Source organism: Amycolatopsis sp. A133, assembly GCF_031082405.1.
Taxonomy (GTDB): Bacteria; Actinomycetota; Actinomycetes; order Mycobacteriales; family Pseudonocardiaceae; genus Amycolatopsis.
This window is the reverse complement of record NZ_JAVHJU010000061.1, coordinates 181,118-202,802: the sequence shown is the minus strand read 5'-3', so window position 1 is coordinate 202,802 and position 21,685 is coordinate 181,118. Positions and strand designations below refer to the sequence as shown.

General features: G+C 71.1%; 16 protein-coding genes. 6 read left to right on the top strand and 10 right to left on the bottom strand.

Annotated features, from left to right (window positions below):
* Positions 1-7 precede the first annotated feature (7 nt).
* The 6 genes from Q5425_RS36965 (at position 8) to Q5425_RS36940 (ending at position 7,682) form a co-directional block, all read left to right on the top strand.
* On the top strand, positions 8-1,423 hold the full coding sequence (locus Q5425_RS36965) for a carboxylesterase family protein (RefSeq protein WP_308677029.1): 1,416 nt from the start codon (positions 8-10) through the stop codon (positions 1,421-1,423).
* A 78-nt stretch (positions 1,424-1,501) separates the two neighbouring features.
* Positions 1,502-2,140: a TetR/AcrR family transcriptional regulator C-terminal domain-containing protein gene (locus tag Q5425_RS36960; protein WP_308677028.1), complete on the top strand. Its 639-nt coding sequence runs from the start codon at positions 1,502-1,504 to the stop codon at positions 2,138-2,140.
* 91 nt (positions 2,141-2,231) lie between these two features.
* Complete coding sequence (locus tag Q5425_RS36955) at positions 2,232-3,296, top strand: hypothetical protein (protein WP_308677027.1); 1,065 nt, start codon at positions 2,232-2,234, stop codon at positions 3,294-3,296.
* 214 nt (positions 3,297-3,510) lie between these two features.
* Complete coding sequence (locus tag Q5425_RS36950) at positions 3,511-5,412, top strand: hypothetical protein (protein WP_308677026.1); 1,902 nt, start codon at positions 3,511-3,513, stop codon at positions 5,410-5,412.
* Positions 5,413-5,437: 25 nt separating this feature from the next.
* Positions 5,438-7,021 (top strand): ABC transporter substrate-binding protein, encoded by a 1,584-nt coding sequence (locus Q5425_RS36945; RefSeq protein WP_308677025.1) that lies wholly within the window; start codon positions 5,438-5,440, stop codon positions 7,019-7,021.
* A 73-nt stretch (positions 7,022-7,094) separates the two neighbouring features.
* The gene (locus Q5425_RS36940; protein ID WP_308677024.1) at positions 7,095-7,682 is read left to right on the top strand and encodes an SMI1/KNR4 family protein; all 588 of its coding nucleotides are present in this window, start codon (positions 7,095-7,097) and stop codon (positions 7,680-7,682) included.
* A 35-nt stretch (positions 7,683-7,717) separates the two neighbouring features.
* Here Q5425_RS36940 and Q5425_RS36935 read toward each other — a convergent pair whose 3' ends face one another.
* From Q5425_RS36935 to Q5425_RS36890, 10 genes are all read right to left on the bottom strand, one after another.
* Positions 7,718-8,017: an EthD family reductase gene (locus tag Q5425_RS36935; protein ID WP_308677023.1), complete on the bottom strand. Its 300-nt coding sequence runs from the start codon at positions 8,015-8,017 to the stop codon at positions 7,718-7,720.
* A gap of 104 nt (positions 8,018-8,121) precedes the next feature.
* Positions 8,122-9,951, bottom strand: coding sequence for an OmpL47-type beta-barrel domain-containing protein (locus Q5425_RS36930; protein ID WP_308677022.1), 1,830 nt, complete (start codon positions 9,949-9,951; stop codon positions 8,122-8,124).
* A 94-nt stretch (positions 9,952-10,045) separates the two neighbouring features.
* Positions 10,046-13,915, bottom strand: a complete 3,870-nt coding sequence (locus Q5425_RS36925) for a ThuA domain-containing protein (protein ID WP_396135342.1) — start codon at positions 13,913-13,915, stop codon at positions 10,046-10,048.
* Positions 13,916-13,989: 74 nt separating this feature from the next.
* Positions 13,990-14,979 (bottom strand): multicopper oxidase domain-containing protein, encoded by a 990-nt coding sequence (locus Q5425_RS36920; protein ID WP_308677020.1) that lies wholly within the window; start codon positions 14,977-14,979, stop codon positions 13,990-13,992.
* A gap of 19 nt (positions 14,980-14,998) precedes the next feature.
* Positions 14,999-15,853: a sugar phosphate isomerase/epimerase family protein gene (locus tag Q5425_RS36915; protein ID WP_396135339.1), complete on the bottom strand. Its 855-nt coding sequence runs from the start codon at positions 15,851-15,853 to the stop codon at positions 14,999-15,001.
* Between the two features lie 9 nt (positions 15,854-15,862).
* Complete coding sequence (locus Q5425_RS36910; RefSeq protein ID WP_308677018.1) at positions 15,863-16,867, bottom strand: sugar phosphate isomerase/epimerase family protein; 1,005 nt, start codon at positions 16,865-16,867, stop codon at positions 15,863-15,865.
* Positions 16,864-18,012, bottom strand: a complete 1,149-nt coding sequence (locus Q5425_RS36905; RefSeq protein ID WP_308677017.1) for a Gfo/Idh/MocA family oxidoreductase — start codon at positions 18,010-18,012, stop codon at positions 16,864-16,866. The genes Q5425_RS36910 and Q5425_RS36905 overlap by 4 nt, the downstream gene beginning before the upstream one ends.
* 31 nt (positions 18,013-18,043) lie before the next feature.
* On the bottom strand, positions 18,044-19,099 hold the full coding sequence (locus Q5425_RS36900) for a substrate-binding domain-containing protein (RefSeq protein ID WP_308677016.1): 1,056 nt from the start codon (positions 19,097-19,099) through the stop codon (positions 18,044-18,046).
* 21 nt (positions 19,100-19,120) lie between these two features.
* Complete coding sequence (locus tag Q5425_RS36895) at positions 19,121-20,122, bottom strand: ABC transporter permease (protein ID WP_308677015.1); 1,002 nt, start codon at positions 20,120-20,122, stop codon at positions 19,121-19,123.
* Complete coding sequence (locus Q5425_RS36890; RefSeq protein WP_308677014.1) at positions 20,119-21,618, bottom strand: sugar ABC transporter ATP-binding protein; 1,500 nt, start codon at positions 21,616-21,618, stop codon at positions 20,119-20,121. The genes Q5425_RS36895 and Q5425_RS36890 overlap by 4 nt, the downstream gene beginning before the upstream one ends.
* Between the last annotated feature and the right edge of the window lie 67 nt (positions 21,619-21,685).

The following is a 21,685-nucleotide window of genomic DNA, read 5'->3' as shown; positions in this document are numbered from 1 at the left end:
TCTTCACGTGCTCCACCCACAGCATCCGACCGTCCGGACACCGGCAGGCGCCGTCCGCGGGCTCCGTGACGCCGCCGGCGAGTTCTACCGGGCCATCCCGTACGCAGCCGCCCCCACCGGCGCGGGCCGCTTCCGCGAGCCGGCACCGCACCCGGGGTGGTCCGGCGTCCGCGACGCCACCCGGCCCGGCCCGACCGCGCCCCAACCGGCCCGGGACTTCGGCCGCCTCGACCTGAGCCCGTACTTCGGGCCGGGCTGGGTCCGCGGCGCCGGCTACCGCACCGTCGACGTCCGCACCCCCGCCGCCGACGGCGGGAACCGCCCGGTCATGGTGTTCGTGCACGGTGGCGGGTTCGTCACCGGCTCCGCCCGCGCCGCGCTCTACGACGGCCGCGCCTTCAGCCGCGACGGCGTCGTCCTCGTGACCGTCCAATACCGGCTCGGTGTCCCCGGGTTCCTGAGCCTCGGGAACGCCCCGGACAACCGGGGCCTGCTCGACGTGCTGCTGGCCCTGCGCTGGATCCGCGACACGATCGCGCTGTTCGGCGGCGACCCCGGCAACGTCACCGTGTTCGGCCAGTCCGCCGGAGCCACGCTCGTCGGCGGCCTCCTCGCCACACCCGCGGCGAAGGGCCTTTTCCACCGCGCGATCATGCAGAGCGGCAGCGGCACCGGGGCGTTCACCCCCGAGCAGGCCCGGCGGGTCACCGCCGCCGCGGCCGCGGCGCTCGGCACCGCACCCACGGCCGAGGCCTTCGCCGGCGTCCCCGACGAGCGTTTCCTCGAGGTCCTTCCCGCACTGTCCGGTGTGGACCTGCGCACGGAAACCGCCACGGACCCGCTCGTCGGCCTCAGCCCGTTCAGCCTGGTGCTGCCCACGCAGCCCGCCGACGCACTCGGCTCGGGGCCGGGCGGCCAGGTGGACCTGCTGATCGGCACCAACACCGAAGAAGGCCATCTTTACCTGGTGCCACAGGGAAAGTTCGAAACCTCCACCGAGGCCGACGTGCTCGCCCTCGCCGCCGCCACGGCACAACCCGCGGGGCTTCCGGCGACGGCACCACCCGGTGAACGGCGGTCGAAGCTGCTCGGCGACGCGCTGTTCGGGCGCGGGTCGGAACGGATGGCCGCCGCTCACGCGCGGCTCACCGCCGGCCGCACGCACGTCTACTCGTTCGCCCACCGCTCCACCGCCCTCGACGGCCGGCTCGGCGCCACGCACACCGTCGAGCTGCCGTTCGTCTTCGACCTGGCCGACCGGCCGTGGCTGCACGGCGAAACCGGCCTGCTCGGCCCGGCACCGGCCCCCGGGGATCTCGCGCACCGCGTGCACGGCGCCTGGGTCCGGTTCGCGAGAACCGGCGACCCGGGCTGGCCGGCACGCACGGCATCAAGTCCGGTGGTGCACCGGTTCGGCGCCTGAAAGCGGCTCCGCACTACGAGCAGCTGGACCCGTTCGACCACCTGGCCACCGTGTCTGAACATTGTTAAGGTCGCGCCCATGACGAAGGGCATCACCCGGGAGCGGATCGTGACGGCCGCGCTCGAACTCCTCGACGAAAAGGGCATGGACGCCCTCACCGTCCGCGCGCTGGCCACCCGGCTCGATGTCCGCGCCCCGGCCCTCTACTGGCACGTGCGCAACAAGCAGGAGCTGCTCGACGAGATGGCCACCGAGGTCATGCGCCGGGTCACCGGCGCCCTCGCGGCGATCCCCCCGGGCGACGGCTGGCGCGAAGACCTCGGCTCCTACGCCCACGTCCTGCGCTCGGAATACCTGCTCCACCGCGACGGGGCCCGCATCTTCAGCGGCACGCGGATCACCGACCCCGACGTGGTCCGCATGAAGGAGCCGTGGTTCGAACGCTGGGCCGCGGCCGGCTGGAAGCCCGCCGACGCCGACGACGCCATCGACGTGGTCACCGCGTTCGTCGTCGGCTTCGTCATCGAAGAACAGGAACGACGCCAAGCCGCCGGGACCGATCCGGCGCGGTTCTCCCTCGCCGAGCGCGACGCCTGGCTGGGTGAAAACGCGCCGCTGGTCAAGGAAGCCGGGCGCCGCTGCGACGAGGGCGACCAGCGGTTCGAACGGCACCTCGGCATCGTCCTGGACGGGCTCGCGGCCCGCCGGGACGGTTGAGGCGCCGGCTCCGCAGCTCCCCCCGGAGAGGGAGGAAACCCGGTCCGGCGGGGGAAGTGCCGCCGCACCCGGGGACGTCAGGGTGGCCGGTATGGATACCACTGATCCCGGCCTCTTGCCGGGGACGCGGCTTCCGGTGGCGGCAGCCGCCGGAGCGAGCTTCGCACTGAGCGCGCTGGGTGCGTACTGGCTGGCGCGGGACGTCCCGAATCCGCTGGACCGTCCCGACCGGAAGTTCAGCTCGGCCCTGGCGGCCTACCCGGACGGCTGGGCCAACGGGATCTTCCTCACCTGCGCGGTCATCGCGCTGGCCGGGGCACTGTGGCTGCTGGCGAGCCGCCGGGCGCGGGCCGTGGTGCCCTGGGTGGCCGGCGCGTCGATCGTCGCGTTGCTGATGCTGATGGACGGCTCCAACCTGATCCTCGCCGGCTACCTCCCGGCCATCCTGGTCGGTTCGGTCCTCGGATTTGACGAGGTGAACCCGTCGGTCCTGCTGTCACCCGGCCTGGCCCTCCAGCTGACCCTCTTGTGCACCGTGGCCGCGTTCGGCGTGATCATCGCCGGGCGGCTGCGCCTCGGGCTCGGCGACACCGGACCGGCGGTGACGGAGGCCGAACGGGCGCGGCGGCTCGCCCGGGCGAAGGCGCGGACCCGGTTCTGGACGAAGATCGCGATCGAAGCACCGGCGCTCTACGCGCTCACCCGCGTGCTGATGTTCTTCTGCGTGCCGGGGTTCGACATGTTCGGCTTCGGCGAACCGATCCTGTGGGCGGGACTCGGGCTGGCCGTGTCGGCCGCCGCGGGCGCCTGGCTCACCAGCGGGCTGATCCGGCCCTGGGGCGAGGTCTTCCCCCGCTGGATCCCCGTGCTACGCGGCCGGCGGGTGCCCATCCGGCTGGCGGTGGTGCCCGGCCTGGTGGTCGCGGTGATGGTGGCGACCACCGCCAAGGACCTCCTGCTGACGTTCGCCACGAGCGACTCGGCCCTCACCGCCGTGACCGACTGGCCGTTGGTGACGCTGCCGATGCTGCTGTGGCCGTTGTGGGCCTTCGCCTTGGCGATGGCCGCGGCCGCCTACGGCCTCCGCCGTCGGCTGAGCGAAGCGGAACCGGCACCGGTGAGCCGGAGCGGCAATTCCGAGCCCGACGTCGGCTGAGGTTCTCGGAAAGGTCGCCTCGGAACTCAGCCCGGTACCTCCGTCCGGCGGAATCGGTTACACCGCGTGCCGACCAATGCGGCATTCAGGTCATCACCGCGGCGTTCGGCTGACCTTCGGCCGCTTCCGGCCGTTTTGATATCTCCCGCCCGCTCGGAAACGATAAGGTGCCGGTCTTCACGGGGGTGGCGAGCGCATGGCGTCAGGGGGGCACATGTTCGTGGGACGGACGTCGATTCTGGACCTGATCGGCGAGCTGACCGCACCGCGGGCCGGGGACGTTTCCGCCGGGCCGCCGCCGATTGTGGTCCTGACCGGCTGCGGGGGTTCCGGGCGGACCGCGATTCTCGAGGAGGCCTTGCGGACCTGGCGCGAACGGACGGCTTCCGTGCTGGTCCAGCCGCTGGTGCTGGACGGCGACCGGGTGTCGCTGCGCCCGTTGCTGACCTCGGTCATGCTCGGATTGGGCGTCGGCGTCCGGGGCTACCCGGTTTCCTTTCGCCGTTCCCTGATCGCGCAACTCGCCATCAGTGCGGATTTCGCCGGATTGCCCGCCGGTGACCAGCGGATCCGGTTGCGGGAACGGCTCAACGACTACCAGCGCAAACCCGCGCTCGACCGTTTCCTCAAAGCGCTGGCGCACGATTCGTTCGCGCTCGTGCACGTCCAGGTACCCGGTCTGCCGGAATTGGTCCCGCGGCTGGCGGCGGAAGCCGCCGAAAGCGCGCTGAACCGCCTGTACCGCGGGCGCGGCCTGCTGCGGTTCTCCTGGGGCGACGCCGTGGACTGGTTCAAGCACCAGGACCAGGGCTTCGCGAACGACGCCGAGGAGACGCTGATCCAGCTCAGCGCCCGGGCGAAGAGCGAAAACCCCGTGGTCCGGCGCGGGGTCGACGACGTCCTGGTCGGTGCGTTCCTCGCGGACCTGCGCCACAGCCACGCCCGCGTCCGTGGACGGCCGCCGCAGATGCTGCTGCTGCTCGACGACGGTGACGTGCCCGCGGCGGTGACGTTCGTGCGCTCGCTGCTGCGGGTGCGCCAGTCGATCGCCGGCACCCGGCCGACCCAGGAGAACCGGCTGCCCGATCCGCTGACCGTGGTCACGACCAGCGCCGGGCCGGCCGCCACGGGTGCCGTGCCCTGGCCGGGAACCGGCCCGGTGACCGGGCCGCGGGTCCGGGTCGAGGTGGCCGACCTGGAGCCCGCGGAAGTGCTGCAGCTGGCCCGCAGCCACGACTGGGCGGCCTCGGAACGCACCGGCAGCGTGGCCGGACGGCTCACCCACGGCCACGCGGCCGCGACGGAGTACGTGCTGCGGCGGCTGGGCGAGGACCCGCGGCTGCTGGACGACCTGGGCGCACTGCTGGACGACCACGATCCCGACGAGGACGTGCCCGTCGACCGGTACCTGCTGAGAATCTTCGTCCGCGGCCTCGACCCCCAGCGGAGACCGGACGACACCGCGGTGGATGCGCTGATCACGCTGGCGGCCGCCCGGACCTGGCAGGAGGCCGCAACGCTCGTTCCGCTGCTTCCCCCGCCCTTCGACCTCGGCTCGCCGCTCTACACGTCGCCGACCTTGTGGGCCGCCCACGACGGGGACGAGCGGCGGCTCCACCCGCTGGCCCGGTACCTCGGCCTGCGGGCACTGGCCGCGCGCCCGGAACCGCAAACCGGCTGGGAAGGCCTTTTCCGGCTCCTGCGCGGGAAAACCCACCCGGACGACCGGGCCGGGCAATGGCACCACGAGCGGATGCTGGGCGGCCGCGCGAAAGTCGCCGACGAACTGGCCACCCTGCTGCCCGATGTGCCGTCCGCGCACTGGCTGGCGCTGTTCGACGCCGTCGTCCGCACGCCAGACCCGCGGGTCACCGACCTGGCGGAGATCAAGGGCCTCGGCCGGCCGCCGACTCCGGCCGGTCACACCGACGCGCTGCTCGGCATCGTGCCCGCGCTGGAGCGGGATCCGTGCGTGACGCGGCCGGAGGACGTCGCGGCCCTGCGGCAGCTCGCCTGGCACGGCTTCCTCCGGCTCGCCGAAGCCGAGGGAGTGGCGGACAAACAGCCGTTCCTCGAGCGGGCCGCCCGCTACTCGGCCGACAGCCGCTGGTACTGACTCCGTTCCGAAAGGACCCCCGACCGTGTCCTCGCGCTACCGCTGGGTGATCTTCCCCGATCCGAACCGGGACTTCCCGCACCGCTTGACGGACTGGTGGCGGCTCACGGCCGCGCTCCTCGTCGTCCTCCTGGTGGCCGGCGGTTTCACCTTCCGGCAGCCGCTGCAGCGGGCGTCCTCCTGCGGCTGGTTCGACGGTTCCGCCTGGTCGGCCGGCGGCGAGTGCGTGGGGTTGAGCGACGGCACGTACGACTTCGGGCTCGACCGCTTCACCGCCGCGTTGCAGGTGGTCGAGCAGCAGAACGCCGCGGCCGCGGACAAGTGCGATCCCCAGGGCACCCCGGTGACCGTCGGCGTGCTGCTGACGTTGACCGACCGCAACGCCGGCGGGCGCGCGCTGCACGAACTCGAAGGGATGGCCGCCGGGCAGCGGCACGCCAACGACACCGGGTGCCTGCACCCGATGCGGCTGGTGGTCGCGAACGTCGGCGCGTACGGCCCGGACAACGAAGCCGTCGAGGTGGCCCGCGAGCTGGCTGACGACCCCGCCGTCGTCGCGGTCGCGGGGCTGGGGCTGAGCCAGCAGCGCTCGGCCGAGGTGGCGGACCTGCTGGCCGCGGCCAAGATCCCGATGGTCTCCGACCTGATCACCGCCGAGGGCTTCGACCAGACCGGGTCGCGCGACGACGAGCCGGACTTCCGCGCGTGCGACCCGGACATCACCTACCCCCGCGGGATCGGGAAGGACTACTTCTACCGCGTGGCCTACCGGAACGCCGTGCAGATCGAGCGGCTCGCCGGCGTGCTGCCGGGCCGGCCGGACTTCATCATGGTGCCCACCGGCGGCTCCGACCCGTATCCGTGCACGGCGCTGCCGATCATGCAGCGCCGCTTCGGCGGCAAGATCACCGAGGTCAAGTTCGACGCCGACGAGGCGAGCACGGTCCCGCTGACCGCCCAACGGGTTTGCGGAACCGCGAAGGACGTCGAGGTGCTCTACATCGCCCGCGGCACCGACCTCGCCCGGTTCCTCTTCAGCCTCGACGAGGCCTTCCTCGGCGGACGTTGCGCGGCCACCTCGGTCACCGTGGTCAGCACCTCCGACGGCCTCCGGGTCCGCTCGCCGGAGGACAACGCCATGCTGGAGGACCTCCGCCTGCGCGCCCTGCGCTCGCAGAGCTTCGCCGACGGCCGGATCCGGCTCATCGCGACCCTCGTGTCGGGCGCCGACCGCTTCCGCGGCGACAACCCCGGGTTCCGGGACCTGGAAACGGCGTTCACCGGAGCCGGGTTCGACGTGACCCACATCGACGACGGCTGGGCGGTCAACGGCTACGACGCCGTGACGACGATTTCGGCGGCGTTGCGGACACTCCCGTCGGCGAAGCCGGTCCAGCGCAGCCAGGTCAACACCGCGATCAGCGGCTTCTCGTCCAGCAACCAGGCGGTGCCGGGCGCCGGCGGGTCCATCACGTTCGACAACAGCGGCAACCGCGCCGACGGCGGCCCCCCGGTGGTCCGGGTGTGCCCCCCGGTCCCGGCCACCGGCGACCAGCCGGCGCGGACCCCGAACGTGATCCTCCGGCCGGGCACCCCGCCCACCTGCTGAGGCGGCCGGGCGCTTGTTCTCCGGGCCGGGCTCCTCGCTGCCGGAGTCGCCACGTCCTCGATAGACTGCGGGGGTGCCCCCTGTGTTGTCGGAGACGTGGCAGCGGATCGTCGCTCTGCTCGAGGACCTCGCGCCCGCCACCGCCCGGGTGATCAGGCCGCCGGCGTCGGCCACGGAGGTGCACCGGCTGCTGAGTGTGCTTCCCGCCGAACTGCCCGCCGACCTCCTCGAGTGGTGGTCCGCCATGGACGGTGTCGACGACGAACGCGATTACCGGGCCGGGGCGCTCGTCCCGCACCACTTCGTGCCACTGGCGGTGCACCGGGTCCGCGAAGAATACCTTCGGCAGCAACCATTTCTCGACTCCGACTGCTGCACCGCCGACCACCGGCACCACAAGGCCGCCGGCGAACAGGTCTTCCCGTACTGCGCGGCGCTGGTCCCCGTCTGCCGCTCCATCGACGGCGGCATGCTGTGCGTCGACACCCGGCCCGGCGGCCGGTTCGGCTGCCTCATGAACTGGTACGCCGACGAAGGCGCCTACGCAGCGGAATGGTCCAGCGTGACCCACCTGCTCACCGACGTCGCCGGACGCCTCGGCGGATACCGCCGCAGCGTCGACGACGAAGGGATGCTCGACTGGAACAGGGACCTCGCCTGACCCCGCGCCGGGAGACGCGGGGCAGGTCGCGGCGGTCAGGTGAGCGGGTAGTGGATCCTCTCCGCGCCGCCGGTGGCGTAGTTCGGCACGTCCGCCGCCACCGCCTTGCCCGCCTCCGAAGCGAGCGCGGCGGCCATCGCCTCGGCGGATTCGAAGTCCGCGTGGAACACGGCGAAGTACCGGCTCTCGCCGCCGAGCCCGGCGACGTCGAGGGAGTACTGCCACTGCACGAGGCCGGGGAGCTTCGCCGCCAGCGGCAGGTGGGTGCCGACGTAGTAGTCGCGGAAGTGGTCCTTGTCCGCGGGGGGCGGGTACAGCACGGTGAGCCGGTGCATCGGGTCCTCTTTCGGCCGGTCGGCGGCGGTCTCCCCCAGCCTGGCACAGCCGGCCCGCCGCGGCCCGGCCGGCCGTGCCACCGGATGATCCGGTCCAAGAGTGGTCAGGACACCACGAGCACCCCGGCCTTCTTGCCGTCCGGGCCGGCGGCGGGCGTGCCGCCGATCCCGGACTCGATCGCCGCCGTCACGATGCGGTTGCGGTCGCCCGTGGACAGCACGCCGTTGCCCACCAGTTCGAGGGTCACCGCCTTCACGTGCTTCACGAACCGGTCGTGGGACGCGTACTCGGCGTTCTCGTCGATGACGTCGTTGATCGTGCAGCCGCGGCCCGTGTCGATGTTCGCGACCTGGCTGTCGACCCCGCCGATCACCACCGTCTCGCGGGTGTCCGAGTCCGGGCAGGCGTCCGGCGGCGGCGCGGCCGCGACCACCGTGAACGCCCCCGTCAGCTCGGCCGAGACGTTCCCGGCGACGTCCGTGGCCCTGGCCCGCACCGTGTGCGCCCCCAACGCGGACACCGTGACCGGCGCCGAGTACCGGGCCCACGCGGCGCTGTCCACTTTGTACTCCACGAAGTCCACACCGGACTGCTCGTCCACCGCGGTCAGCGTCACGGTCGTCTGGCCCACGAAGTTCCAGCCGCCGTCCTGCTTGCCACTCACCTGCATCGACACGGACGGCGCCGAGGTGTCGCCGCCGGCGACCACCGTGAAGGCCACGCTCCCGGCCGGTGACGTGTTCCCGGCGACGTCGGACGCGCGGAACTCCACCGTGTGCGCTCCCGCCGCGGTCACCGGAACCGGGGTGGCGTAAGCGGTCCACGCGCCCCCGTCCACCCGGTACTCCACCGAGGCGACCCCGGAACCCGCGTCCGAAGCCGTGACCGTGACGACCGCCTTGCCGACGTAGTGGCCTTCGGCGTCCTGCGTCCCGCTCAAGGAAGCGGACACGACCGGCGCCGTCGTGTCGCTCTTCACCACCGTGAAGTGGGCCATGCCCTCCGGCGAGACGTTCCCCGCGACGTCGGTGGCCCGGTAGTGGAGCATGTGCATCCCCGCCGCGGTCACCGCGACCGGGGCGGTGTAGGACGTCCAGGCGCCGCCGTCCAGCTGGTACTCCACCGAAGCCACACCGGAACCCGCGTCCGAAGCCGTGATCCGGGCCGTGGCGACGTCGAGGTAGTTGCCCGCCGCGTCCTGGGAACCGGTGATCGAAGCACTCACCGCGGGCGCGGTCGTGTCCCCCGGCCGGTCGACGACCGTGAAGTGCGCCATCCCTTCCGCGGACGTGTTCCCGGCGACGTCGGTGGCCCGGTGGTGCAGCATGTGCGCGCCCACGGTGGACACCACCACGGGTGCGGTGTACGCGGTCCACGTGCCGCCGTCGAGCTGGTACTCCACCGAAGCCACACCGGATCCCGCGTCGGTGGCCGAGAGCGTCACCGTGGCGGACCCGAGGTAGCTGCCGGACGGATCGCGGTCGCCCGCGACCGCCGCGGTCACCTCCGGTGCGGTCGTGTCGCCGGTGCCGTCGGACACGACGAACTCCCCCGCCATCGCCGTGTGGCCGGGGATGGTGCAGTAGTACCGGTACTTGCCGGGCGTCAGCGTCACGACCGCCTCGTGCCGCCCGTTCGCGGGGTCGAACGGGTTGGCCAGGATGTTCAGCGAGACGTCGTGGTTGTAGCCCGGCGTCGAGGTGTCGAACGTCAGGGTGTGCGACATCCCGGTCGTGTTGCCGGTGGCTTCGCTGTTTTCGAAGACGATGGTGGTCTCGCCGGGCCGGGCACCGGTCGGCGCGGACGCGTATTCGGTGGTGCTGTTGTTCCCGGTCCAGGTGAGCGTCTGGACCGGCGCCGCCACCGCGGGCGTCGCCAGGCCGAACACCGCCAGGCCGACGGCCAGCAGCACTGCGATCAGTCGTGGGGACATCGCCGGAAGACCTTCCTGAAGAGGGGCACGCGAGGTCGTGAGTGGTAAGGCGGGTTAGAACCCGCCTTACCACTCACGACCGGCCGCGGTCGCGTTACAGCTGCCGCACCCGGATGTTGCGGAACTCGATCAGGTCGTTGTCGCTGTGGTTCTGCAGCCCGATGAACCCGCTGACGAACTGCCGCAGGTCGGTCGGCGGGTCACCCGCGCGCGACGACTGCTGCCCCGGTGTGTTGTCGAACTCGTTGATCACCACGCCGTTGCGGATCATCGTGTAGTGCTGCCCGACGACCTTGATCTCGTACTCGTTCCACGTCCCCTTCGGCCGCGCGCCCGCCTGGTCGATCGGGCGCGGGTCGAAGTTGTAGACCGACCCGGTCTTCTGCGGCTCGCCGGTGTCGCCGTCGTAGATCTGGATCTCGTGACCGCAGTAGATCGCGACCCACGCCTGCGAGGTCCGCGCCGAGCCGACCGTCCCGCAGCTGCCCGGCGGCCGCTGGTCGACGGGTGTCCGCGGATCCGGGAACCGGACGAACACGCCGCTGTTGGCCCGGTAGGAGTCCGGGGCGATGTCCTTGAACTGGACCTTCACGGAGAAGTCGCCGAACTGCCGCTGGGGGTACCACAGCATGCCCAGCCCGCCGGACGCCCGGATGGACCCGTCGGGCTGCAGCGTGAACTGCCCCGACGGTGCCTGTTCCCAGGCGCGCAACGACTCCGCCGTGCCGTCGAAGAGCGCGTCGTAGCCGGTGGTGCCCGGCTTCCCGATCGGCGACGCCGCGGCGGCCGCGTTCAGCTCCGCCACCTCGGCGTCGTTCAGCACCCCGAGGTCCGCAAGCGTTTCGGTGGCCTGCTCGACGTGGTTGACGAACGCGGCGTGCGTGCTCCACGTGCTTTCGTCGTCGAGGAAGTCGTCCACCGTGCAGCCACCGCCGGCGTTGCGGTTGACAACCTTCGTGAGGGTGTCGCCCAGCGTCACCACCGGGCTCGGATCGGCCACCGCGCAGCCGACGTTCACCGAGGTCCGGGTCGTCACCGTCTCGCCGTTCGCGTAGGTCACGGTCAGCTTGGCGGTGAAGATCCCCGTGCGCGGGTAGGTGTGGCGCGGGTCGGCCTGCGTGGACACCGAGCCGTCGCCGAACTCCCACCGGTAGGACACGCCGCCGGACTTCGACCCGGTGAACGCCGCCGTCAGCGCCTTGCTCTGCACCATCGTCGACGACGCCGCGGGCGCGGGCGTCGGCGCGCCGCCGGTGTAGCTGATCTTGAGCAGCTTCTGGTTCGCGTCCAGCGAGAAGAAGCCGTTGCCGTAGTCCAGGACGTACAGCGCGCCGTCCGGCCCGAACTTGGCGTCCATCCAGCTCTGCACCCGGTTGTCGCCCGCGCCGGCGGGGATGATCTGCCGGAACGTCTCGGCGAACACCGGCGGCTGGTGCGTCGGCACCCCCGCCGGGTCGACGGTCACCGCGACCCGGTTCTGCCCGTTGGCTTCGTCGCCGATGAACCACTTGTCGTCCCAGTACTCCGGCCACGCGACGCCGCTGTTCGTGTTGACCAGCGAGCGGTGGTACGTCGGCCCGGACATGACCGCCTGGCCGCCGCCCCGCAGGTACGGCTGGGTGTAGGTGGCGTCCGCCGCGTTGTAGGTCGGGATCGAGCTGCCCGGCCGCTTCGGGAACACCGGCCCGCCGCCGTCCGGCGAGTACCAGATCATGTTGTCCTTGATCGGCGGCAGCGTCACCAGGCCGGTGTTGCGCGGCGAGGTGTTCACCGGGTGGTCGCAGTCGTACCAGCCGGTGAGCTCCGCGGCGTTGGTGCTGCTGCGGTCGCGGTAGGGCTGCCGGTTGCCCATGCAGTACGGCCAGCCGTGGTTGCCCGCCTCGGTGATGATCGTCGCCGTCTCGTACTTCGCCGGCCCGAGCTCGGGACTCGGCGACGTCGCGTCGGGACCGACCCAGCCCGCGGTCATCCAGTTGTGCACCGGGTCGATCTGCAGGCGCGAGATGTTGCGGACGCCCATCACGTAGATCTCCGGGCGCGTCTTGTCGGCGGGCCCGTTCGGGAACAGGTTGCCCTGCGGGATCGTGTAGGTGCCGTTCGCCTCCGGGTGGATGCGCAGGATCTTGCCGCCGAGGTCGTTGGTGTTGCCCGCGGTGCGGCGCGCGTCCTGGAACGAGAGGCCCTTGTAGTCGAGCGTCCAGTTGTTGCCCGAGTAGCCGTTCGAGCCGCCCGAGGAGTTGTTGTCCCCGGACCCGACGTAGAGGTTGCCGTCCTTGTCGAACGCCATGCCGCCGCCGGCGTGGCAGCAGCTGTGGATCTGGACGTCCCAGGACAGCAGGTCCTTGCGGGTGGCCTGGTCGATCGTCTGCGCGGTCGCGTTGTAGGTGAACCGCGAGATCGTGCGCTTGCCGATCCGCTTGTCGCGGTCGATCGACTCGTGCGGCATCCAGTAGGCGTAGAACCAGCCGTTTTCGGTGAACTTCGGGTCCAGCACCAGCCCGAGCAGGCCTTCTTCGTTCTTGACGAGCTCGTCGCCGCTGCCGCGGTTGCCCATCACCCGCAGGGTGGTGAGCAGCTTGACCTTCTTGGTGGCGGGGTCCCACTGGTGGATCGTGCCGCAGCCGAGGCCGACGTTCGGGTCGTCCCAGCTGACCACCGGCCCGGTCGGGCAGGCCGCCTTGCCGATGTAGAAGATCTTGCCGTCCGGGGCGATGGTCAGCCCGTGCGGCTCGCCGATCTGGTCGAGCTGCCCGGCGGCGTTCTTGCCGGTCAGCCGCTCGATCTTGTAGTTGGCGGCGATCCCGGCCTGGCAGTCGCCGCGGACCATGCCGGTCGTCCAGCGCAGGGCGCCGAGCAGGTGGTCGCGGAACTGCCCTTCGCCGTAGGACGCCTCGGTGCGGCCCATGCCGGTGTAGAAGGACCGGCCGCCGTCGTAGTCGCGGCACCACGAGATCGGGTGGAACGCGCCGTTCGCGCCCACGCCGGGCTGGTAGCCCTTCTCCTCGACCTGGGCGACGGTGTGGACGGTGCCGACCGGGTTGCTCTCCCAGTTGAGCCACCGGTCGGTGCGCGTCCAGTTCTGCGGCAACCCGGCGGTGGCCGGGTGGTGGGCGTCGAGGACGTCGACGACGGCCTGCTGCGGGGCCGGCTCGGGCGGCGGCGGGGTCGTCGAGGTGTCCTTGAACAGCTTGAAGTCCGCGAGCTGGATGATCGGCTCACCGGCGTTCGCGGTGATGTTCAGCCGGTAGTTCGGGTAGACCGTGGTGTTGGCGAAGGTGAACGTCCGGGTCTGGAACGGGTCGGTGAACGTCTCGTTCGTGCGCGTGTCCAGGTCGGTCCAGGTGCTCCCGTCCGCCGAACCCTGCAGGGTCCAGCTCTTCGGGTTGCGGCCCGGGAAGTCGTTCGCCGACACGAGCGAATAGCTGCTGACGGCCACCGGGGTGGCCATCTTGTAGGCCGCCCAGCCGGTCGTCGCGAACGTCAGCCACTTCGTGTTTTCGTTGTTGTCGGCCAGCTTTTCCTTGGTTTCGTTCGGCGGGTTCTCCCCGCTCGCCGTCACCGCCGCCACCGCTTCCGGGGTGGGCCGGGCGCCGACCGGGCGAGCCCCGATCAGGCCGGTGAACCACTGCGACGAGTCCTGCGCGCGGGCCGCGTCGGAGATGCCGAGGAACCCGCCGCCCGCCTTCATGTAGGCCTGCAGCGCGCCTTCCTGCTCACGGCTGAGCGTCACGCCCTGCGCGGAGAGGAACACCACCCCGCGGTAGCGCGCGAGGTTGGCCGGGCTGAACACCGCGGGATCCTGCGAAGCGGTGACCGTGATGCCGTTGTCCGCGCCCAGCCGGGCGATCGCGTCCGACGCGCGGAGGACCGGATCCTTCTGGCCGGCCGCCGCGCCGTGGAAGACCAGCACGTTCACCGGCACGTTCACCGCGGCGGGTGCGGCCTGGGCCACGGGCATCGCCATCAGCGGAGCTCCGGCTGCCAGGACCGAGCCGATGGCGAGCACGACCGTGCCGTGCCTGCCGAACCATCGTCGTTTCATAGCTCCCCTCCTGCGTGCGTACGGGAATCGGGGTTCGTGTCGTGCCCGGTGTGGCCGTGCTGCTTGAACCGGTCGATCGCGTCCTGGGCCCCGTCGGGCAGGCTGCCGTCGGGGTTGCGGACCAGGAACAGGCCCACCATCCCGCCGTCGGAGTGGGTCTGGACGTGGCAGTGGTACATCCACGCACCCGGCCCGACCCCCTCGCCCGCGACGACCTGGAAGCCGAACGAGCTGCCGGGGTCGAGGTTCTTGTTGTCGACGATGGCAGCGTTGTCATCGGCCCCGCGGAGCATCCCGGTGCGGGTGTCGGCCCAGCGGTGCCCGTGCAGGTGGAACGTGTGCGGGAGGCTGCCGTAGCCGATGCAGACCCACTCGACGCGCTCGCCGAGGCGCGCCTCGAACATCGGCGTGTCGGGTGCCATCTGGTGGTTGATCAGCATTTCGTTGAACACGACGGTGTACTGCTTGCTCGGCAGCAGGTCGCCGCGCTTGCGCACGATCAGCCCGCCGTAGAGCCCGCGCGCGAGACCGGCGGTGCCGTGGTCGGTGCCCATCGCGTGGTCGTGGTAGTGCCAGTAGCCGGCGTTGCCCGGCATCCAGAACCCGCCGCCGGCGTCGTAGCGGGCCCGGGTGCGCCAGGTGTAGGTCCGCGTCTCGCCCGGCTTGTTGAACGACGCGTTGAGCGGGGCGCCGTCCGACGCCGTGTCGTAGTTGACGCCGTGCGGGTGGATGGACAGCCGCTGGTCGGTCCGGTTGACCAGTTCGATCTCGAGGGTGTCGCCCTCGTAGATCTCCAGCAGCGGCCCGGGGACGGTGGCCTTGCCCGGCTCGAGGCCGTAACCGTAGAGGCCGCCGGGCAGGGCTTCGGCGTAGATGGTGATCTGACGGGTCAGGCCCGCCGCGGACGCGGTGCCGGCCATCCCGACCGCGGGCGCGAGGACGCCCGCGGCGGTTCCGGCCAGCATCGACCGACGTGTCACTCGCATGTCGAGTCCCCCGGGGCTCTCAGAAACGCACGGTACGGAGGTATTCGAACCCGACCTTCGCGGTGTTCAGCGGGTCGGCGGGCTGGTCGTGTTCGACGATGTATTCGCCGATGTTGTGGCAGGACGCGGCGAAGATGCGCGGGAAGTTGATGACACCCGCGCCGGGGTCGACCATCTGCCCGTCCGCGGTCCGGTCCTTCACGTGGTACTGCGTGACGCGCGGGTAGTTGCGCCGGAACAGCTCGACCGGGTCCGCGCCGCCGTTCACCGCCCAGAACAGATCGATTTCCAGGTGCACGAGCCGCTTGTCCGTCTTCGCGGTGAGCACGTCGTAGGGCACGACGCCGCCGATCGGGGCGAACTCGTGGTCGTGGTTGTGGTAGCCGAGCTTCAGCCCGGCCTTCCTGAAGGCGACCGCGGCGGTGTTCATCCGGCCCGCGAAGGCCTCCCACTCGGCGATGGTGCCGAAATTCGCGTACGGCACGACGACCGAGCGGTTGCCGAGGACCTTGGCGTCGGCGATCGTCTGGTTCAGGTCGCCGTCGATGCCGACGTGCGTCGAGGAGGCCTTGATGTGGTTGCGGTCGAGGATGGCGCGGAACTCGGCGGCACTGCGGCCGTAGGTGCCGGCCAGCTCGACCTTCCGGTAGCCGATGTCGGCCAGCGCGGACAGCGTGCCTTCGGGATCGTTCTGCAGGAGCGACCGCAGGGAGTAGAGCTGGATGCTGATCTTGTCGAGCGGGATCCGCCGCCGGGCCGCCGACGCGCTCGCGGTGCCGGGCAGGGCCACCGCCGCGGCCCCCACGGTGAGGGCAGCCGCCGCCACGTTCAGGAATGTTCGTCGGGAGTGCTGCTCTGGCCGGTCACCGCACATGGAACTCCCTCATTTCTGGTTGCTGAAAGCCGCGTCGAAAGCCGCCGACGGCTGGTCGAACAGGTGCTCGCGCAGGTACTTCACCGCCTCCGCCGCGCCACGGAGCCGGTCCATCCCGGCGTCTTCCCACTCCACCGAGATCGGGCCGGAGTAGCCGATCGAGTTCAGCGCCCGGAAGCAGTCCTCCCACGGGACGTCGCCGTGGCCGACGGACACGAAGTCCCAGCCCCGCCGCGGATCCGCCCAGGCCAGGTGCGAGCCGAGCCTGCCGTTGCGGCCGTCGAAGCGCTTGCGGGTGTCCTTGCAGTCGACGTGGTAGATCCGGTCGGCGAAGTCGAGGATGAACCCGACCGGGTCGAGGTCCTGCCAGACGAAGTGCGACGGGTCCCAGTTCAGCCCGAAGGCGGGCCGGTGGTCCACGGCTTCCAGCGCGCGCTTGGTCGTCCAGTAGTCGTAGGCGATCTCCGAGGGGTGGACCTCGTGCGCGAACCGGACGCCGACCTCGTCGAAGACGTCCAGGATCGGGTTCCACCGGCGGGCGAAGTCCGCGTAACCGTCATCGATGTCATCGCGCGTGACCGGCGGAAACATCGCGACGTACTTCCAGATCTTCGACCCCGTGAAACCGATGACGGTGTCCACGCCGAGCTTCGCCGCCGCCCGCGCGGTGTCGGCCATCTCGGCCGCCGCCCGCTGCCGGACGCCCTCGGGTTCGCCGTCACCCCAGATGCGGGCCGGCAGGATGGCCTGGTGCCGGTGGTCGATCGGGTCGTCGCAGACGGCCTGGCCGACGAGGTGGTTCGAGATCGCCCACACCTTGAGGCCGTGCTCGGCCAGCAACGCCAGCCTCGCCGGGACGTAGTCCTCTTCGGACAGTGCGCGGTCGACCTCGAAGTGGTCGCCCGAGCAGGCGATTTCCAGGCCGTCGTAGCCCCACTCCGCGGCGAGCTTGCAGACCTCGGTGAACGGCAGATCGGCCCACTGGCCGGTGAACAACGTGACGGGACGGCTCATTTCGGTTCCTCCACCGGCGTCCAGTTCGCTTCCGCGGCCGCGCTCTTTTCGACGGCGGCCAGCACGCGCTGGACGCGCAGCCCGTCGTCGAAGCTCGGTGCGGGGTCGGTGCCCGCGCCGATGGCGTCGAGCAGGTCCGCGACCTCGTGGGTGAACGTGTGCTCGTAGCCGAGGAGGTGCCCCGGCGGCCACCACGCGCCGACGTACGGGTGCTGCGGCTCGGTGACGAGGATGCGGCGGAAGCCGGCTTCGGTGCCGGTGCCCTCGTACCACTGGAGTTCGTTCATGGCCTCGAAGTCGAACGCCAGGCTCGCCTCCGACCCGTTGATCTCCAGCCGCATCGCGTTCTTGCGGCCCAGCGCGAACCGGGTCGCCTCGAAGGTCGCCACCGCTCCCCCGGACAGCCGCGCCAGGAACAACGCGGTGTCGTCGACGGTCACCTCGTCCGTGCCGCCGTTCTCGCCCGGCCGCTGCTTCACGAAGGTGTTCGTCAGCGCCGAGACGCCGGTGATCACGTCCCCGGTGACGAACTGGGCGGCGTCGACGATGTGCGCGCCCAGGTCGCCCAGCGCGCCCGACCCCGCGGATTCGCGACGCAGCCGCCAGGTCATCGGCGCCTGCGGGTCGGACAGCCAGTCCTGCAGGTACACCGATCGCACGTGCCGGATCTCGCCGAGCGCCCCGCTCGCCACCAGTTTCCTGGCGTGCGCGAGCGCGGGCACCCGGCGGTAGTTGAAGGCGACCATGGCCCGTACCCCGCGGTCACGGGCCCGCCGCGCCGCCTCGGCCATCGCCTCGGCCTCCGCGACCGAGTTGGCCAGGGGTTTCTCGCACAGCACGTGCTTACCGGCCTCCAAGGCGGCGATCGCGATCTCCGCGTGGCTGTCGCCCGGTGTGCAGACGTCGACCAGGCCGACGTCGTCGCGGGCGACCAGCTTCCGCCAGTCGGTCTCGACGTCCTCCCAGCCGTACTTTTCCGCGGCTGCCCTGGCCCGGCTCTCGTCGCGGCCGCCGAGGACGGCGAGTTTCGGCACCAGCGGTGGGTCGAAGAACCGGTGCACGCTGCGCCAGGCGTGCGAATGCACCGCGCCCATGAAGGCGTGGCCCACCATGCCGATCCCGATCGTTTCCCGTCCCGGGCTCATACCCCTCCTTTGGTGTAGCTGGAAGAATCGGTCAGGAGTCGAAGCCGACGTCGAGGTACTGGTCGACGTTCTCCTTGGTGACGACCGCCGAGTACGTCGTGATCTCGGCCGGGATGTCGTGCTCGGCCAGGTCGCCGATCCCCTTGCTCTGCCCGAGCAGGCGGGCGAGCGCGACCGCCGTCGAGGCCATCGACGGGCTGTAGAGCACGGTCGCCTTGATCGGCGAGGAGTCGGCCTTGATCAGGTTCATCATGTTCTTCGAGCCGGCGCCGCCGACCATGATGAACTCCTTGCGGCCCGCGGTGTCGATCGCGGCGTTGACGCCGATGCCCTGGTCGTCGTCGTGGTTCCAGAGGGCGTCCAGCTTGGGCGCACTTTGCAGCAGGTTCGCCGTCTGCTGCTCCCCCGATTCCGAGGTGAACTGGGCCGAGACCCGCGGGCCCACCTTGAACCCGGCGCGGCCCAGCGCGTCCTTGAAGCCCTTGCTGCGTTCCTGGGTCAGCGGCAGCGAATCGATCCCGGCGACCTCGCCGATGATCGGGTTCGCGATGTTCTTCTTCTTGAGCTCCGCGACGAGGTAGTTGCCGGCGTTGACGCCCATCCGGTAGTTGTCGCCGCCGATCCACGTCCGGTACGCCAGCGGCGTGTCGAAGACGCGGTCGAGGTTGATCACCGGGATGCCCGCGTCCATCGCCTGCTGGCCGACCGCGGTCAGCGCCTTGCCGTCGAACGGCAGGATCACCAGCACGTCGACCTTCGCGTTGATCAGGGTCTCGACCTGGGAGATCTGCTGGTTGACGTCGTTGGTGCCCTCGGTGGCGTTGAACTTCACCTCGCTGAACTTCTGCGCCTGCGCCTTGGCGTTCTTGGTGATCGCCGCGATCCAGCCGTGGTCGGCGGCCGGCGCGGAGAAGCCGATGGTGATTGGCTTGCCCGGCTGGGCGTTGTTGCCCGCGTTGGCGACCGGCGCGTTCGACTCCGAGTTCGCCGGGGTGTTGCCCGTGCAGCCGGCCAGCAGCGCGCCGGCGCCGACGGCGGCCCCGCCCAGCAGGAATCCCCGGCGGCCGAGGAAGGGGTGTTCGGTCATGGCGGCCTCCATCGGTGATGACTAACTACCGGTCCTGGCTTTCCTGGCCCGGAATTGCAAGAGCACGGCGAGCACGATGATCACGCCCTTGGCGATGTTCTGGATGTCGGTGTCCAGGTTGTTCAGCGTGAAGATGTTCGACAGCACCGTGAAGATCAGCACGCCGATCAGGGTGCCGATGAGCGAGCCGCGGCCGCCGGTCAGCAGCGTGCCGCCGATGACCACCGCCGCGATCGCGTCGAGTTCGTAGAACATGCCGTTGGTCGACGCGCCCGCCGTCGTCCGCGCGACGACCATGAGCGCGGCGATCCCGCAGCACAGCCCGGCCACGCCGTAGACGAGCGCGAGGTGGCGCTTGACGTTGATCCCGGCCAGCCGGGACGCCTCGGCGTTGCCGCCGACCGCGTACGTCCGGCGGCCGAAGGTGGTGCGGTTGAGCACGACCCAGCCGACCGCGAACACGAGCGCGAACAGCCAGATCAGCGTCGGGATGCCGAGGAAGCCGCCGCGGAAGAAGGCGAGGAAGTCCTGGTCGGCGACGACCTGGGTGCGGCGGCCGCTGATCCGCTCGGCGAGCCCGCGGGCCGAGACGTACATCGCCAGGGTCGCGATGAACGGCACGACCTTGCCGTAGGCGACCAGCACGCCGTTGACCAGCCCGCAGCCGAGGCCGACGGCCAGTCCGCAGAGGACCATCACCCACGGCCCGTACGACTGCGTCGCCAGCGTCGTGAGCCAGACGCCGGCCAGGCCGACCATGGACCCGACGGACAGGTCGATGCCACCGCTGATGATCACGAAGGTCATCCCGACGCTCACCACGCCGATCGCGGCGGCCAGCCGCAGGATCGTCGAGATGTTGCTTTCGGTGAAGAACAGCTCGGGCCGGGTGAACTGGCCGACCAGGCACAGCACGACGAGCACGCCCGCCAAGCCGAGCAGCCGCGGGTCGGCCTGGACGGAGAACCGGCGCTTCCGTTCGGCGGGAAGCGCTTCCTGTGGCGGTGCTTGGGTTTCGGTCATGCCGCGCTCCCCTCGAGAATCACGTCGAGCACCTCGGCCTCGGTCAGCCCGGCGGAGCGCCGGTCGGCGAGGACGCGGCCCTCGCGCAGCACCAGCACCCGGTCGGCCAGCCCGAGCACCTCGGGAATTTCGCTGGACACCAGCACGATCGCCACGCCGGTCGCGGCCAGCTCGTCGATCAGCCGGTACAGCTCGGCCCGGGCACCGACGTCGACCCCGCGGGTCGGCTCGTCGAGCAGCAGCACCCGGCACCCGCGGACCAGCCACCGCGCGAGCACGGCCTTCTGCTGGTTGCCGCCGGAGAGCGTGCGGACGATCCGCCGCGGATCGGCGGGCCGCAGGTCGAGCTGCCGCAGGCTCGCGCCGGCGTCGTCCAGTTCCCTGGCGCGCTCGGTGAAGCCGAGCTTCGCGTAGCGGCCGAGGCTGGCCAGGGTCACGTTGTGCACCACCGGCAGGTCCAGCAGCAGACCCTGGCTCTTGCGTTCTTCGGGCGCGAGGCCGATGCCCGCCTTGACGGCGTTGCGCACATCGCCGGGCCGCACGGTTTTCCCGTCCACCGCGACGCTGCCGCGGTCGGCCTTGCGGGCCCCGAAGATCGTCTCCAGCAGTTCGCTGCGTCCCGAGCCGACCAAACCGGCGATGCCGACGACCTCCCCGGCGTGCACGCTGAAGCTCACGTCCTCGAACTCGCCGGCGCGGGCGAGGTTCGCGACTTCGAGCACGGTTTCCGGCCGGGCGTGGCCGTCGTGGCGCGGCCCGAAGACGGTCTCCACCTTGCGCCCGGCCATCAGCGCGACCAGGTCGGCGGTCGGCGTGGTGCGGGCGTCCAGGCCGGTGCCGACGGTCCGGCCGTCCTTGAGCACGGTCACCCGGTGCCCGATCCGGCGCAGTTCCTCGAGCCGGTGGGAGATGTAGACGACCGCGACGCCGTCGGCGGTCAGCTCGCCGACGATCCGGAAGAGGTTGTCGACCTCCTCACCGGCCAGCGCGGCGGTGGGTTCGTCCATCACGAGCAGCCGGGCGTCGTGGGCGAGCGCGCGGGCCATCGAGACCAGCTGCTGCCCGGCGGCGGAGAGCTTCCCGACCTCGGTGGACGGCCGGATGCCGGGGTGCCCCAGCCGCGCCATCAGGCGGGCGGCCTCGGCACGGGCCTGGGAGATCCGCGTGAACCCGAAGCGGGCGCGTTCGTGGCCGAGGAAGATGTTGTCCGCCACCGAAAGCCCGGGCACGAGGTCGAGCTCCTGGTACATGGTGGCGATGCCCAGGCGCAGGGCGTCGACCGGAGACCCGAGGTCGACGCGCTCACCGGCCCACGTGAGCTCCCCCGCGTCCGGGCGGTGCGCGCCGGAGAGGACCTTGATGAGCGTCGACTTCCCGGCGCCGTTCTGGCCGAGCAGGCAGTGCACCTCGCCGGGTTCGACGTCGAGGTCGACGCCGTCGAGGGCCCGCACCCCCGGGAAGCTCTTCACGATCCCGCGGACGGAGAGCAGACTCATGCGCACACCTCGCCGGCGCTCAGTGCGGCCTGAGCCGGAAGCGCAGTGTTGAATGATTCACTCGCAA